This window comes from Mesorhizobium sp. B2-5-7 (genome assembly GCF_006440875.1).
In the GTDB taxonomy this organism is placed as follows: domain Bacteria; phylum Pseudomonadota; class Alphaproteobacteria; order Rhizobiales; family Rhizobiaceae; genus Mesorhizobium; species Mesorhizobium australicum.
Genome location: NZ_VFUO01000001.1, coordinates 1 through 15098 on the forward strand (window position 1 = coordinate 1; position 15098 = coordinate 15098).

General features: G+C 63.8%; 13 protein-coding genes and 1 pseudogene. 11 read left to right on the forward strand and 3 right to left on the reverse strand.

The annotated features are described in order from the left end of the window. The 11 genes and pseudogenes from FJ543_RS00005 to FJ543_RS00055 all read left to right on the forward strand — a co-directional run. A pseudogene (locus FJ543_RS00005) lies at positions 1–180 on the forward strand (ABC transporter permease); the annotation flags it as partial. An 88-nt stretch (positions 181–268) separates the two neighbouring features. After that, positions 269–1294 (forward strand): sugar ABC transporter substrate-binding protein, encoded by a 1026-nt coding sequence (locus FJ543_RS00010; RefSeq protein ID WP_140873217.1) that lies wholly within the window; start codon positions 269–271, stop codon positions 1292–1294. 89 nt (positions 1295–1383) lie between these two features. After that, a complete protein-coding gene (locus FJ543_RS00015) occupies positions 1384–3507 on the forward strand; it encodes an SMP-30/gluconolactonase/LRE family protein (RefSeq protein WP_140873219.1) in 2124 nt (707 codons plus the stop codon). Further along, a complete protein-coding gene (locus tag FJ543_RS00020) occupies positions 3504–4559 on the forward strand; it encodes a hypothetical protein (RefSeq protein ID WP_140873221.1) in 1056 nt (351 codons plus the stop codon). Before FJ543_RS00015 ends, FJ543_RS00020 begins: the two co-directional genes overlap by 4 nt. Continuing rightward, a complete protein-coding gene (locus tag FJ543_RS00025; RefSeq protein ID WP_140873223.1) occupies positions 4559–6055 on the forward strand; it encodes a sugar ABC transporter ATP-binding protein in 1497 nt (498 codons plus the stop codon). The genes FJ543_RS00020 and FJ543_RS00025 overlap by 1 nt, the downstream gene beginning before the upstream one ends. A 381-nt stretch (positions 6056–6436) precedes the next feature. Next, a complete protein-coding gene (locus tag FJ543_RS00030; RefSeq protein WP_140873225.1) occupies positions 6437–6847 on the forward strand; it encodes a carboxymuconolactone decarboxylase family protein in 411 nt (136 codons plus the stop codon). A 138-nt stretch (positions 6848–6985) separates the two neighbouring features. Then, positions 6986–7822, forward strand: coding sequence for a metallophosphoesterase (locus FJ543_RS00035; RefSeq protein WP_140873227.1), 837 nt, complete (start codon positions 6986–6988; stop codon positions 7820–7822). Then, positions 7819–8976: an ABC transporter ATP-binding protein gene (locus FJ543_RS00040; protein ID WP_140873229.1), complete on the forward strand. Its 1158-nt coding sequence runs from the start codon at positions 7819–7821 to the stop codon at positions 8974–8976. Before FJ543_RS00035 ends, FJ543_RS00040 begins: the two co-directional genes overlap by 4 nt. Next, the gene (locus tag FJ543_RS00045; protein ID WP_015317092.1) at positions 8969–9892 is read left to right on the forward strand and encodes a sugar ABC transporter permease; all 924 of its coding nucleotides are present in this window, start codon (positions 8969–8971) and stop codon (positions 9890–9892) included. Before FJ543_RS00040 ends, FJ543_RS00045 begins: the two co-directional genes overlap by 8 nt. Beyond that, positions 9889–10719: a carbohydrate ABC transporter permease gene (locus tag FJ543_RS00050; RefSeq protein WP_140873231.1), complete on the forward strand. Its 831-nt coding sequence runs from the start codon at positions 9889–9891 to the stop codon at positions 10717–10719. Before FJ543_RS00045 ends, FJ543_RS00050 begins: the two co-directional genes overlap by 4 nt. 26 nt (positions 10720–10745) lie before the next feature. Next, positions 10746–12011, forward strand: a complete 1266-nt coding sequence (locus FJ543_RS00055) for an ABC transporter substrate-binding protein (protein ID WP_140873233.1) — start codon at positions 10746–10748, stop codon at positions 12009–12011. Positions 12012–12061: 50 nt separating this feature from the next. On the opposite strand, the gene FJ543_RS00060 is transcribed toward FJ543_RS00055, so the two are convergent. The 3 genes from FJ543_RS00060 to FJ543_RS00070 are packed head-to-tail and all read right to left on the reverse strand — an operon-like array spanning position 12062 to position 15095. After that, positions 12062–12946, reverse strand: a complete 885-nt coding sequence (locus FJ543_RS00060; protein WP_181173922.1) for an amidohydrolase — start codon at positions 12944–12946, stop codon at positions 12062–12064. Beyond that, positions 12946–14217 carry a VWA domain-containing protein gene (locus FJ543_RS00065; protein ID WP_224623474.1) on the reverse strand — a complete coding sequence of 424 codons (1272 nt, stop codon included), beginning with the start codon at positions 14215–14217 and terminating at the stop codon, positions 12946–12948. Before FJ543_RS00065 ends, FJ543_RS00060 begins: the two co-directional genes overlap by 1 nt. Further along, complete coding sequence (locus tag FJ543_RS00070) at positions 14214–15095, reverse strand: MoxR family ATPase (RefSeq protein WP_140873237.1); 882 nt, start codon at positions 15093–15095, stop codon at positions 14214–14216. Before FJ543_RS00070 ends, FJ543_RS00065 begins: the two co-directional genes overlap by 4 nt. Between the last annotated feature and the right edge of the window lie 3 nt (positions 15096–15098).

A 15098-nucleotide genomic window follows, 5' to 3' on the forward strand; every position in this document is an offset into this window, starting at 1 on the left:
GTGCGCAATGTGCTGGTCGGCGCCGCGCTGATCGGCATCCTGCTCAACGCCATGACCATCATCGACATTCCGCTGCTCTACCAGAACCTGATCAAGGCGGCGATCCTGCTCGGCGCCATCATCGTCGACGGCATCATCAATCCGCGCGACGAACAGACCGCGCAACAAGGTGACATTTAGAGCAGATGGGCTAGCCCATCTTGCTCTGGGGTACCCGGTCCGATCGGGACGATCGGCCGGCAATGAAAACCGAACCAGAGGATGAGACATGAAACTGATCAGAACACTCATGGCGGCGGCCACGGCGCTGGCCGTCACCGCCTTCGTGGCGCCGACCTTTGCCGCCGACGATCCAGGCCCCGCTGCCTATGCACAAGCGCTGAAAGGCAAGCGCGTCATGCTGGTGCCGCTGGCGATGGGCTTCGACCTGGCGCAGGGCTGGGCGCATTATCTGAAGAAGGAGGTCGAAGCCTGGGGCGGCACGTTCGAAACGCGCGATCCCAACTGGGTCGTCGATGCGGGCGCGCAGGCGATCACCGACGCGATCTCGTCCGACACCAGACCTGATGTGCTGATCATCCATGCGCCGGACCTCAACTCCTATTCCAAGCTTATGAAGAAGGCGCAGGCCGCCGGCACCTATGTGATCCTGGTCGACAATCCGGCGAATTTTCCCGCCGATGCTTTCGTCGGCAGCGACTGGGACCGGCTCGGCCAGCTCGAGGCGGAAGCCGCGCTCAAGGGCTGCGGCGAGAACTCGTCCAAGAAGATCGGGCTGGTGCAGGGCGACCAGGCCAACTCCTCCAGCCTTTACCAATATGCCGGCATCATGAAGGTGCTGGACAAGCATCCCGACTTTAAGGTCGTGGCCAAGCCCGATTCCAACTGGGATGCGACGACCTCGCGCAACGTGACCACGACCATGCTGCAGCAGAACCCGGACATCTGCTCGATCATCGACTTCTGGGATGGCGATGCCACCGGCGCATCGGCCGCGATCCGCGACGCCAAGCTCGACGGCAAGGTGTTTTTGGTCACCACCGGCGGCGGCGAAAAGGCGGCCGATTGCGACAAGCTGAACGACGGCACCTACGGCGCCGTGGTGATGACCGATCTTGCCCGCCAATCGGGCGACATGAACGCCATCATCAAATTCCTGCTGCAGAGCGACCAGCCAGCCGGCACCTCCCACACCTACATCTACACGCTGGAGAAGGCGACGACCAAGGCCGACCTCAAGCCCGACAGCTGCTGGGACCTGAAGGCGCTGCAGGCCGAAGCAGCGGCGAAGTAAGCTGATCGTCTGCAACCGATATCGACGAGGTGGCCGGATCGTCCGACCACCTCTTTCTCTTGTGGCCCAGACCTGGCAGCAGTGACCCGATGAGCTTTCGCGAACGCCTCCAGTCCTGGCGCTACAATCTCGTGCCCGACCACCTCGTCGGCGAGATACTGACCAAGCGCTGGACCGACAACGCCATTCCCTTCCTGGCGCTGGTGGTGACGTTGGCGACCTTCGGCTCGATCATTCCGGGCTTCTTCAAGCTTTCTTCCCTGCAGGAATCGACGCGCCAGCTCGGCGAGTTTTCGATGGTCGTCACCGGCATGACGGTGGTGATGCTGGGCGGCGGCATCGATCTCTCGGTCGGTTCGATCTTCGCGCTGTCCTGCTTTTCCGCCGTCTATGTCTTCTTCATCCTCGAACAGTCGATCTGGCTGGCGCTGGCCGCCTCGCTCGCCACCGGGTTGGTGTTCGGCGCGATCAACGGCTACCTTGTCGGCTATCTCAGGCTGCGTGCCTTCCTTACCACGCTGGTGACCTTCATCTTCGGGCGGGCGCTGTTCGATATCCTGGTCACCACCTATGCCGCCGATGTGCAGCTTTCGACCGCTACATCAGACGTGCTCGATTTCATCGGCGACAGCACTTTCTGGGGCCTGTCGGTCTCGGTGTGGCTGGCGATCATCCTCGCCATCGTCACCCATGTCGCGCTGACGCGCTCGCGGCCGGGCTGGCACGTGCTGGCGGTCGGCGGCTCCCGGCGTTCGGCGCACAATGCCGGCATCAGGGTGCGCCGTACCGTGTTCATGACCTATGTCTTTTCCGGCTTCTGCGCCTCGATCGGCGGCTTTCTCATTGCCTGCCGCCTGAGCGGGGCGGGGCCAGGCACCGGCCTCAACCTCGAGATCATGGCGCTGACGGCGGCGGTGGTCGGCGGCGTCAGCCTCGGCGGCGGGCGCGGCTCGGTGATCAAGGGGCTGATGGGCGCCATCATCGTGCTGACCATGACCAACGGGCTGATCCGGCTGGGCTATGGCACCGGTACCAACCAGATGGTGCTGGGCATCATGCTGGCGGTGGCGGTGACCATCGACATTCGCTGGCTCAAGAACCGCCACAAGGTGCTGAACGAGGTCTATGTCGCGCCGGTCTATCTCAGGATGGGCGAAACCCAGTCCGCGGTGCCGGGTTCGGGCACGCCTTACGCGCTCGACAACCGGCTGTCGGCGGCCGACCATATCGGGCTCGGCGAACTGGAAGGGCCGGAAGACGTCATCCTCGACCGCGACGACAATCTCTATTGCGGCACGCGCCATGGCGAGATCGTTCGCTTCTTCGCGCCGGATTATGTCAGGTCGGAGGTGTTCGCCCATATTGGCGGTTTTCCGCTGGGCTTGGCCTTTGACAAAGGGGGCAATCTGATCAGCTGCGTCGGCGCGATGGGGCTCTATTCCGTCTCTCCGGATCGCGCGGTCAAAAGGCTGTCGGCCGAGACGTCGCGCTCCTGGACCTCGATCGTCGACGATGCGCGGCTGCGCGATCCCAATGATTGCGATATCGCGCCGGACGGCCGCATCTATTTTACGGACTCGACCAAGCGCTATGACGCGCATGACTGGGCGCTGGACTCGATCGAGAACCGCGCCACCGGCCGCCTCCTGGTCTACGATCCCAGGGATGGGTCGACCAGGACGCTGCTCGACGGCTACCGTTACACCAATGGTGTCTGCATGGCGCATGATGGCAAGTCGCTGTTCTTCGCCGAAAGCTGGGCCTGCCGGGTGCATCGCTATTGGCTGGAAGGGCCGAAGGCGGGCACCGCCGAATGCGTCATCCGCGACATGCCGGGCTACCCCGACAACATCAACCGCGCGTCGGACGGCAATTACTGGATGGCGTGGCTGGGCATGCGCACGCCGAGCTTCGACCTGTCGCTGCGCCACCCCGACATGCGCAAGCGCATGACGCGCCGGCTGCCGCAGGACGAATGGCTGTTCCCCAACATCAACACCGGCGGCGTGGTGAAATTCAACGAGAAGGGCGGCGTCGTCGAGGCGATGGGCGACTTGACGGGCGGCGCGCACCCGATGGTCACCTCGATGCGCGAGCACAAGGGATATCTGTTCGTCGGCGGCATCCTCAACAATCGCATCGGCCGCTACAAGGTTTCCGGCGCCGACCCGAACTGGACCAGCTCCGCCTCATATTGGGGAGCGCAGCCATGATCCTCGACCCAATCCTGGATATGTTTCGCGGCAAGGCGGTGACCATCCCGCCGCTCGACGGCGCCTTCCGTCCCAACACGCTGCTCGACGATGCGCCGGCTTTTGTCGGATTGACCGAACCGGACAATCTGCTGGTTGCCGATGGGCGGCTGCTGGCCTCCAGCGGCAACGCCATCTATTCGCTTGCCGCCGACACTGAGCCGATGGTTGTCGAGACCTTTCCTTTCCCAATCACGGCGCTGGCTCTGTCGCCATCGGGCCAACTGACGGTGGGGCTCGAAAGCGGCAAGCTGCTGACATCGGGCAAGGAAGTGTCGCTGCCGGCCGGTGTCAGCTGCATCACCGCTCTTGCCTATGCCGAGGACGGCACTTTGTGGTTGGCCAACGGGTCGACCGAGCATGCGCCATCGCAATGGGCCGCCGATCTGATGAAGAAGGGCGCATCCGGTTCGCTTTGGAAGCGAAACGCGGCAGGCGGCGAGTTCCGCAAGATAGCCGGCGACCTCGCCTTTCCCTACGGGCTCCGCCCCATCGGCGGCGATGTGCTGGTCAGCGAAAGCTGGCGCCATCAGCTTGTCCGCTTCGACGGTGCGACCGGCAACCGTTCGACCGTGATGACGCATCTTCCCGGCTATCCCGCTCGGCTGTCGCCGGCCGGCGATGGCGGGGCGTGGCTGACCTTGTTCGCGCCACGCAACCGGCTGATTGAATTCGTGCTGCAGGAAACGCACTACCGCCAGGACATGATCGACCAGGTGCCGCCGGCTTACTGGATCGCGCCGGCGCTTGCCTCCAGCCGCAGCTTCCTCGAACCGCTGCAATGCGGCGGCATCAGAACCATGGGCATCCACAAGCCGTGGTCGCCGAGCCGTTCCTACGGGCTGGTGGTCAAGCTCGATCAAAACATGCAGCCGCAATTCAGCCTGCACAGCCGCGCCAACGGCACGCGCCACGGCATTTGCAGCGTGGTGGAAAAGGGCGGCCAACTGTTCATTGCTTCCAGGGGTGGCGATTGCGTGCTGGCCGTCGACCTCGCCTCGGGAGGTTTCTGATGGAACCAATTATTCGCCTCGAAAACGTCACCAAGAATTATCGCGGCGTTCCGGCAGTCAAGAACGTCAGCTTCGAACTGCGCAAAGGCGAAATCCACGCACTGCTCGGCGAGAACGGCGCGGGTAAATCGACACTAACCAAGATTATCGCCGGTGTCGTCGACGCCACGTCCGGCAGGATGTTCCACAAGGGCCGGGAGATCGCCTACGCTTCGCCGCATGCCGCGCTAGAGGCCGGCATTGCCATGGTGTTCCAGGAGACCAGCCTGGTGCCGTCGATGACGGTGGCGCAGAACCTCTATCTCGGTACTGAAAAATTCCTCAACCGGCTGCGCGGCACGTATATTTCAGCACAGCAATTCCTGCAGTCGCTGAATTTTCCGGTCGATCCGAACGCCATGGTGGCGACGCTGGGCGCGGCCAAGCGGCAGATGGTCGAGATCGCGCGCGCCGTGCACCACAAGGCCGAGATCATCATCTTCGACGAGCCGACGGCGACCCTGACGCCGGAGGAGAAACGCCATTTCTTCGCGCTGATCCGGCGGCTGAAGGCGAACGGTGTCTCGATCGTCTTCATCAGCCACGCGCTGGAAGAGGCATTGATGATTGCCGACCGCATCACCATTCTGCGCGACGGTGAGCTGGTGATCACCGACGACACGCCGGCCTTCGACCGCGACAGAATTGTCGCCGCCATGGTCGGGCGCACTTTGTCGGGGCAGATCTACCGCCAGCGCGACGAAGCCAAGCTGCGCAAGGCGGGCCGGAAAGTGCTGTCGGTGCAGGACATTTCGATGAGCAATGTCGTGCGCAACAACTCCTTCTCGATCTTCGAGGGCCAGATCACCGGCGTGTTCGGGCTGATCGGCTCCGGCCGCACCGAGACCTTCAAGGTCGTGTCGGGCATCTATAAGCGCGATTTTTTGCGCGGCGGTACAATCGAACTCGACGACAGGCCGGTGCGCTATCTCGTGCCGAGCGAAGCGGTGGCGGACGGCATCGTCTATGTCACCGAGGACCGCAAGAGCGAAGGCATCTTCGAGACGATGAGCATCGCCGAGAACCTGTTTGGCGGCCTGCTGGCGGCCGGCCGTGAAAAGGCCTGGGTGATCAACCAGCAGGAGATGCACGCGCTATCGGCCGAGTGGACGAAGACGCTCAACATCAAGGCGATCAACGACAATGCGCGCGTGGTCGAACTCTCCGGTGGCAACCAGCAGAAGGTGGTGATCGGCAAGGGGCTGGTGCAGCAGCCGCGCATCGTCATTTTCGACGAACCGACGCGCGGCGTCGATGTCGGCGCCATCGCCGAGATCCACCAGATCATCAACCGGCTGGCCGACGAGGGCTTGGCCGTGGTGGTGATCTCGTCCTATTTGCCGGAGATCATGAACCTGTCGGATCGGATACTCGTATGCCGGCAAGGCCGCATCGTCGAGGAGTTTTCTCCGGCGGAGGCCACGGAGGAGAAGATCATGTACGCGGCGGTGCACTAGGGGGCGGGGAAGGCGGATGATCGCACCGTTGGATGGAACACCGGAGGTTAGCCGCCTCATCCGCCATTTCGTCATCCACGGGCGGAGCAAGGAGCGCAGCGACGCGGCGCAGACCCGAGGATCCATGCCGGGGCTCGGAAGCGCTGCTACGGTGCGGAATTTCGCTCTGCTGCACACTTCGATAGACGTCACGGAATGGATCCCAGGGTCTCCGCGACGGCGCTTCGCGCCTGCTTCGCCCAGGGATGACGAAGTTTAGTGCTTCGGCAAATCTGCAAACGCTTTTGCGCATCGAAAACTGAATCAGAAAAGCCGGTTAGCCCCCTTTGCTCGAGACCTGAATCAACGGCCTGATCCGCCGATCCAACGAAAGGAAATGCCATGGCCACCACAAGACTGCTGAGCGATGCCGAGGTGGAAAAAATCCCGGCGGTGAAGGCCGTGTTCGACGACATCAGGGCGACGCGCAAATCGGATTTCGTCAACAATTTCTGGCGCGGGCTGGCCAATGATCCGGCGGCGCTGAAGCGGATCTGGGAGCAGTTGAAGGCTGTCATGGTCGCCGAGAGCGCTATCGATCCGCTGACCAAGGAGATGATCTACATCGCGGTTTCGACCGCCAATGGCTGCTCCTACTGCGTGCATTCGCACACGGCGGCGGCGCGCGCCAAGGGCATGACAGACGCGCAGCACGGCGAGTTGGTGTCGATCATCGGGCTCGCCGGGCAGACCAATCATCTGGTCACGGCCATGCAGATCCCGGTCGATCCGCAATTCGAGGTGAAAAGCTAGCGGCCAGCCAGCCTATCGGCATGGCGGGGAACATTTGTCCCCTGCCTGTTAAGGAAGTGACATGTAACGGCACTAAGGAGACCCACGCGAAGTCGCGCCGGTGGGTTCCCGGCAGCCGGCTCTCGCAGTGGAGCCGGCATGAAAATCGTCCAGATCACCGATACCCATTTCAGCCCGACCAAGCCGCATTTCAACGGCAATTGGGAGCCGCTGGCCGCCTGGATCGCGCAGAGCGGCGCCGATCTCGTCATCCACACCGGCGACCTCAGCGTCGATGGCGCCGACAAGGACGACGACATCGGCTTCAGCATGGAGCTGATGCGGGAAATCTCGGTGCCGATGCTGCTGGTGCCGGGCAATCACGATGTCGGCCATCTGCCGGGCTCCTTGCAGCCGGTCAATGCGGAACGCCTCGAGCGCTGGCGCCGGCTGGTTGGTCCCGATTATTGGACGGAGGACGCCGGAAACTGGCGATTTATCGGTCTCGACAGCCTGCTGATGGGCTTTGATGATGCCGAGGAAGAGGCCCAGTTCGAATGGCTGCGTGCGGCGCTGGAAAGCCGTGGCGGCCGGCGCGTCGCGCTCTTCGCCCACAAGCCGCTGTTCATCGACGAGCCCGGCGAAGGTGACACCGGTTACTGGAGCGTCCGCCCGGCACAGCGGCAACGTCTCTACGATCTGATCGGTGCCAATGACGTGGCGCTCTTCGCCAGCGGTCACCTGCACCGGGCATGGCAAGGCAAATACGAAAACACCGCGCTGGTCTGGGGTCCGTCGGCCGCCTTCGTCGTCGGCGACATGGAGCGCGACATGCCGGGCGAACGGCTGCTCGGCGCCGTCGTGCATGAATTCGACGATACAGTCACCAGCGAGATCGTCGCTGTTCCCGGCATGACCGTCCATGTCCTCGATGACGTGGTCGAGGAAGTCTACCCGCACGAGGCGCACAAGGTCCGCAGGAAGGTCGCGTCATGAGCGCGCTCTCGCTTCGCGGCCTGAATAAATCCTTTGGCGGCAATGCCGTCCTGAACGGCGTCAGCCTCGATGTCGAAGCGGGCGAGTTCATCGCCCTGGTCGGTCCCTCGGGCTGCGGCAAGAGCACCTTGCTGCGCATTCTTGCGGGGCTTGATCATGCCGACAGCGGCGAGATATTCGTTGCTGGCAAGGACATGTCTGCGGTCGCCGCGGCCGATCGCAACATCGCCATGGTGTTCCAGTCCTACGCGCTCTACCCGCATCTGACGGCCGGCCAGAACATCGCCGTTCCGCTGGCCATGAAGCGGCTGAGCCGGACGCAGCGGCTGCCGCTGGTCGGCTCGGTCCTGCCGGGCCAGAAAGAAATCCGCGCCGGCATTTCGCGCGATGTCCGCGAGATGGCGACGGTACTCAAGATCGACCATCTGCTCGACCGCAAGCCTGGGCAGATGTCGGGCGGCCAGCGGCAGCGTCTCGCCCTGGCGCGCGCCATGGTGCGGCGCCCCTCGATCTTCCTGATGGACGAGCCGCTTTCCAACCTCGACGCCAATCTGCGGGTGCACGCCCGTGGCGAGATCGTCGAACTGCACCGCCGCGCCGGCGTGCCGACGCTCTATGTGACGCATGACCAGGCCGAGGCGCTTTCGATGGCCGACCGGGTGGCGGTGATGATCGGCGGCAATCTGCTGCAACTCGCCGCGCCCGAGGCGATCTACAACGATCCGGCCCATATCGAGGTCGCCCGTTTCGTCGGCCAGCCCAGGATCAACATCATACCGGCACTTGCCGAAAATGGCCGTGTCAGCTTCGAAGGCATCCGGTTGGCCCTGATGGAGAAGGTGGCAAACGGCCCGGTCAGCCTCGGCATCCGGCCCGAATTCGTCAAACTGTCTCCCAGTGGGCGGAGCGGCCTTGCCGGCCGGATCGAGCGCCTCGAATTCCTCGGTTCGGAAGTCATTGCCCATTGCCGGCTCGATGCGACCGGCGACATCGTCATCGCCAAGCTGGCGCCGCACGAGGCGAGGGACCTGATTGCGGGAATGCCGGTGGGTATCCTCCTTCCACCCGAGCATGCCATGGTCTTCGGGCCGGAGGGAAAGCGGCTGCGCACGGCGAGCGCCGCGCCCGCACGCCAGGAGCCGGCCTATGTCTAGCGTCGCGCTGGCTGGCAATATCCCGAGCGCCGCGGCTCTCCACAGGCGCAGCGAGGACCGCACCGCCTGGCTGCTGGCGGCCCCGGCGATCGTGCTCTTGCTGCTGTTCGTGCTGCTGCCGGTGGTCGCCGTCATCTTCCTCGGCTTCACCGATTTCGAACTCGGTTATGGCAAATTCCGCCTGGTCGGCTTCGAGAATTACGCGCATCTCCTGACCGACCGCACCTTCCGCAAATCGCTGTGGAACACATCGGTCTATACGGCGATCGTCGCACCGGTCTCGATCGTGCTTGGCCTTGGCGTCGCCTTGCTGATCGAAGGCGAACCTCGGGCGCGCGGTTTCTTCCGCACCGTCTATTTCCTGCCGGTCGCATCGCTGATCGTCGCCATGGCGACAGTCTGGCAATATCTCTTCCACCCGACCATCGGGCCACTCAACGCGCTGCTTGCGCTGGTCGGCATTCCTGGCCCGAACTGGCTCGGCGCCTCCAGCACCGTGCTCTACAGCCTGTCGATCATCGGCGTCTGGCAGTCGGTCGGCTTCAACATGGTGCTGTTCCTGGCTGGCCTGACGGCGATCCCGCGCGAGCTCTATGCCGCTGCTCACGTCGATGGCGCGAAATCGGCGCTCGACCGGTTTTTCCTGGTCACCTGGCCGATGCTCGGGCCGACGACGCTGTTCGTCGTCACGATCAGCATCACCAATGCGGTGAAGGTCTTCGAAACCGTGAAGATGCTGACCGACGGCGGGCCCAACAAGGCCTCCGAAGTGCTGCTGTTCACCATCTACCAGGAAGGCTTCGTCTACCTGCGCGTCGGCTATGCCTCGGCAATGACCGTCGTCTTCCTTGCGATCCTGGTCGTGCTGATGCTTCTCCAATACCGCGTACTCGACCGGCGGGTGCATTACACATGACCAGCCTGCCTGCCGGCCGCATCGTCCGTTTCGCGCTGCTTTCGCTGGGCGCGCTGATGATCCTCGCGCCTTACATCTTCATGATCTCGACCGCGGGCAAGACGCAGAGCGACATCTTTACCTCGTCGCTGTCGCTCGTCCCCCAGCATTTCTACTTCGCCGAGAATTTCGCCAAGGCGCTGAGCAAGGTGCCGATGGCAACGCTGCTGTGGAACGGCGTCGTCGTGTGCGGCCTGATCTTCTTCTTCCAGGTGCTTGTCGCGATTCCCTGCGCCTACGCCATGGCCAAGCTGAAATTTCGTGCCGCGCGGCTGATGATGGTGCTGGTCATGCTCGGCCTGCTGGTACCGATCCATGCCACGGCGCTGCCGCTCTATGTCGCCTTCGACAGGATGTCGCTGCTCAACAGCTACACCTCGCTGGTGGCGCCGTTCACCATCTCGGTGTTCGCGATCTTCATGTTCCTGCAGTTTTTCCGCGCCATGCCCGACGATCTCATCCACGCGGCAAGGCTCGACGGCATGTCCGAGCTCGGGATCGTCGCGCGCGTCATCGTCCCCAATGCGTGGCCGGCGGTCACTGCCTTCGCGATCTTCTCGGTGGTCGCCCACTGGAACGACCTCTACTGGCCGCTGATCGTCGTCAGCAAGCAGGCCTACGCCACGCCGCCACTCGGCCTGATGTATTTCCGCGCCGCCGAGGCCGGCGACGACTACGGCGCGCTCATGGCCGCCACGCTGATCATCACCCTTCCACTCGTCGTTGCCTTCCTGTTCGCACAGAAGCGCTTCGTCGAAGGCATCACCATGACCGGTCTCAAAGGCTGACCGGGCCAACAAGGAGCAACGAGCCAATGAAGCATATCTCCAGGATTTTTGCCGCGGCGGCGGTGTCGCTGGCGACAGCCCTTCCAGCCCATGCCGACACGACGCTGACGGTTCATTATCCGATGCCCGGCTTCTTCAAGAACGTGATGGACACGATCTCGAAGAAGTTCATGGAAGAAAATCCCGACATCAAGATCCAGTTCGCCAGCCCGTCCGCCACCTATGAGGAAGGCATCCAGACCATCCTTCGCCAGGCCGGCACCGACGAAATGCCCGACATCACCTTCATCGGTCTCAACCGTCTGCGCATGCTCAACGAACGCGACGTTGCCGTCGATCTTGGCCCGCTGGTCAAGAAGGAAGGCAACATGGCTGAGCTCGGCTTCTCCGACACGATCCTGAAGCTGGCGCAGGTCAACGGCAAGCAGGTCGGCCTCGCCTTCGCAACCTCGAACCCGATCATGTATTACAACGCCGACCTGGTGAAGGCCGCCGGCGGTGATCCGGACAATCCGCCCAAGACCTGGGACGAGGTCATCGCGCTCGGCGGCAAGATCAAGGCGCTCGGCAATGGCGTCGACGGCATCGACTTCCGCTGGCAGGGCGATGACTGGATGTTTTCGGCGCTGCTGTTCGGCGCCGGCGGCAAGATGCTGAACGAGGACGAAAGCAAGGTCGCCTTCAACGGGCCGGAAGGCGAGAAGGCAGTCGAGATCCTGCAGCGGATGGTGAAGGAGGGCGGCATGCCGGTCTTCACCAAGCCGGCTGGCGAGCAGGCGTTCGCGGCCGGCAAGGTTGGCTTCGAGTTCCAGACCACCGGCGCGCTGGTCAACACCATCAAGAACGTCGGCGACAAGTTCACGCTGCGGACGGCCAAGATCCCGCTGATCGATGCGGCCAACGGCCATCTGCCGACCGGCGGCAATGCCGTGGTCATCCTGACCAAGGATGCCGCCAAGCAGGACGCCGCCTGGAAATTCGCGAAATTCGCCGCCGGCCCTTATGGCGCGTCGGTCGTCGTGCCCGGCACCGGCTATGTGCCCAACAATGAGCTCGCGGCAAAGTCTTCCGACTATCTCGGCGATTTCTACAAGAAGAACCCGCTGTTCCAGGCCGGGCTCAGCCAGATGCCGCTGATGGTTCCGTGGTATGCCTTTCCGGGCACCAACGGCGTGAAGGTGACGCAGACCATCGTCGACAATCTGTCGCGGATCGTCGACCAGTCGGCGACGCCCAAGGAAGCGCTCACCGATGCGGCAAGCGACGTGGAAGGCATGCTGCCGACGCAGTAAGGACTTGCCAGGGCATCGCCGCGCCAATGGCGCGGCGAACTCCCTGGCGGTCAAGCCGGCCGGTAGATCCGCTCCGCCGTATTCCAGAAGATATCAGCCTCGGCCGCCGGACCGTGCTTCGCTACAGCCGCGCGGTGGGCCTTGATCAGTTCGGCGTGGCTCGTCCACAACTTCTCGATGGGGAAGTTGGAACCGAACATCAGGTGATCCGCGCCCAATATCTCGATCGCGTTGTCGACGATATAGGCGATCAGCGCCGGGTCGTTGCGGTGGACGAAAGTGCCGAGGCCAGACAGCTTGGCGTAGACGTTCGGCGCCGACAGCGTGCGCAGCCCAGCCTTCCAGGCTTCGGTTGTTTCCTGATCCATTCCGGTCAGCATGCCGGCATGGGTGAGGATGAAATTGGTTTCGGGGTTCTCGCCGACCAGCGTCAGCCCGTCCTTCATCTGGGCGGGAAAGAGCTGCAGGTCGAAGGACAGGTCATAATCCTTCAGCCGCGCCACATTGGCCCGTATCCTGGGGTCGATCACCTGATCGGGGCCAGTGGCGAAGCGGAAGGCTGGCGTCTCGTGCCAATGCAACTGCATGCGCACGCCGCGCAGCAGCGGATATTTTTTCAAGCGGTCGATCTGGGGTCTGATATCGTCCACCGTCATGTCGGTGTAGCCGACGATGGCGTGCGGCCAGCCGGTTTCATCAGCCGTTTTCTGCAGGAAGGCGACTTCCTTCTCGAAATCCTCCTTCGCCCAGTTGGTCTGGACGTAGACCGCTTTCTCGACGCCGGAACCTTGCTGGTCGGCGAGAAACTCCTCGATCGGGTAGTCGCGGCGGATCGGCTCGTAGGGGCCGAAGATGCGCGGCACCATCGGCCCGACCAGCCAGGGCTGGTCCTGCTGGCGCCAGATGTGGAAATGCGCGTCGATGGCTTTCTGCATCACGATACCCTTTTCCAGATTGTCGCCGCCCGTGGAGCAGGGCGGGCGAGCGACAGGATGAAATCGGTGAGGCCGGCGAGCGACGAGCCGTCGACCAGATCGTCGAGATCAGGCAGGATGGCCCGCAGCGCGGCCGTTGCCGGCTGGAAGCGCGGGTCGCCGGCCAAAGGTGTCGCCAGCGACAGCCGGAAAGCACGGGCGCTCAGCCGGCGCATCGCCGTCTCCAGTTCGGCATGGTCGCCGCGCTCCAGCGCGTCGGACAGGATGATCACCGCCGCACCACGTGCGAAGGCGGAAAAACGCGGCACGGAGAGGAAAGCAAGCAGCGTTGGCCCCATGCGGGTGCCGCCGTCCCAGTCGTCGACCTGGACGGCCGCGCGCGCCAGCGCCTGCTCGCGGTCGGGGATGCGCAGCGCTGACGTGATGCGGGTCAGACGCGTGCCGAAGGTGAAGATCTCGGCGCGGTCAGCGCCTTGCACGGCGGCATGCGCGAGCTTGAGATAATCAGCAGTGTGCAGTTTCATCGAGCCGGACACATCGATCAGGATCAGCAGTTTGCGCGGCACGGTCTGGCGGCGGCGCAACAAGGGTGAGGGGACATCGCCATCGGCGCTGACGATTTCCCTGAGCGAGCGGCGCAGGTCGAGCTTGCCGCGCGAATGAGTGCGCACCGTGCGGAAGGAGCGGCGGGCAGGCAGGGCACTCGACAGTTGACGGCGGAAGGCGGTCAGCCTGTCGTCGTCGCGCTGGAAGGCGCGGCTGCTCAACTGTTCGATCGCCGAGGATAGCTCGCCGCCTTCCTGTCGCTGCTCGGCTTCGATCCGCTCGTCGTCGGCGCCGCCATCATCCTTGACGCGGGTTTCCTCGTCGCTGTCGCCTTCCACCACGGCTGATGTGTTGCCGTAAAAATGGCTTTGGAAATGCGCCTCGAATTCGTCGCGGCGGTCAGGTGGCGGCGCCAGGGTGGCCAGCGCTGCCTCACGGATATCGGCCATCGAACGGGGCCCGAGCAGCGTCACGGCCTGCATGAAGCCAGAGATTTGCTCCGGGGCGATTCTAAAGCCGTAGCGGCGCAGCAGTTGGCCGAAGCCAAGGAAGGGCGTGGCGGCGGGAGGTACGCTCTCCTCGCCCCGTTTACGGGGAGAGGATGCCGGCAGGCAGGTGAGGGGCAGCGCCGACTTCTGGCCATCGTGGCGCCGCCCCTCATCCGCCCCTTCGGGGCACCTTCTCCCCGTGAACGGGGAGAAGGGATCGTTGACGTCCCGGCTCACGCCAGTGCCTCCTGGACGATGCGCCCAAGCTCGGGGGCGATGTAGGAAAGATCTTCCTCGTCCTTGATCAATACGCCGATGGCGCGGCGGAAGGCTTCCGGCCACGGGCTGCCGCCCTTTTCCAGGATCGTCGCGGCATTGGCCCATTCGACGGCCTCGGCGATGCCGGGCGGCTTGGCGAGCGGACGGGCGCGGATGGTCTGCACGGCGGCCGCCACCGCGCGCGCGGTAGCCTCCGCGACATCGCCAGCACGCAGCATGATGATGGCGGCCTCGCGTTCGGCGTCGGGGTAGCCGATCCAGTGATAGACGCAGCGGCGGCGCAGCGCCTCGGCGAGTTCACGGGTGCGGTTCGAAGTCAGGATGACGATCGGCTGTGCGGCGGCACGGATGGTGCCGCGCTCGGGGATGCTGATCTGGAAGTCGGACAGGAATTCCAGCAGCAGCGCCTCGAATTCATGATCCGAGCGATCGATCTCGTCCACCAGCAAAATACGCTGCCGCGGCGCCTTCAGCACCTGCAGCAGCGGCCGGGCAATCAGGAAACGGTCGTCATAGATATCGATCTCGTGCTCGCCGGCATGGCGGATGGCGAGCAGTTGGCGCTGGTAGTTCCACTCATAAAGCGCATGCGCGGCGTCGATGCCTTCATAGCATTGCAGGCGCACCAGATCGCGGCCGAGCAGCTCGGCCATCGCCTTGGCGGCTTCCGTCTTGCCGACGCCCGGCGCGCCTTCGAGCAGCAGTGGCTTGCCCAGCCGGATCGCCAGGAAGATCGCGGTGGCGAGGCTGTCGTCGGCCAGATAGCGCGAGGCGGCGAGGCGCTCGGCCACTGCCTCCGGCGAGGTCGCGAGCGTGTCGGCGTTTCCCTCGGGCATGTC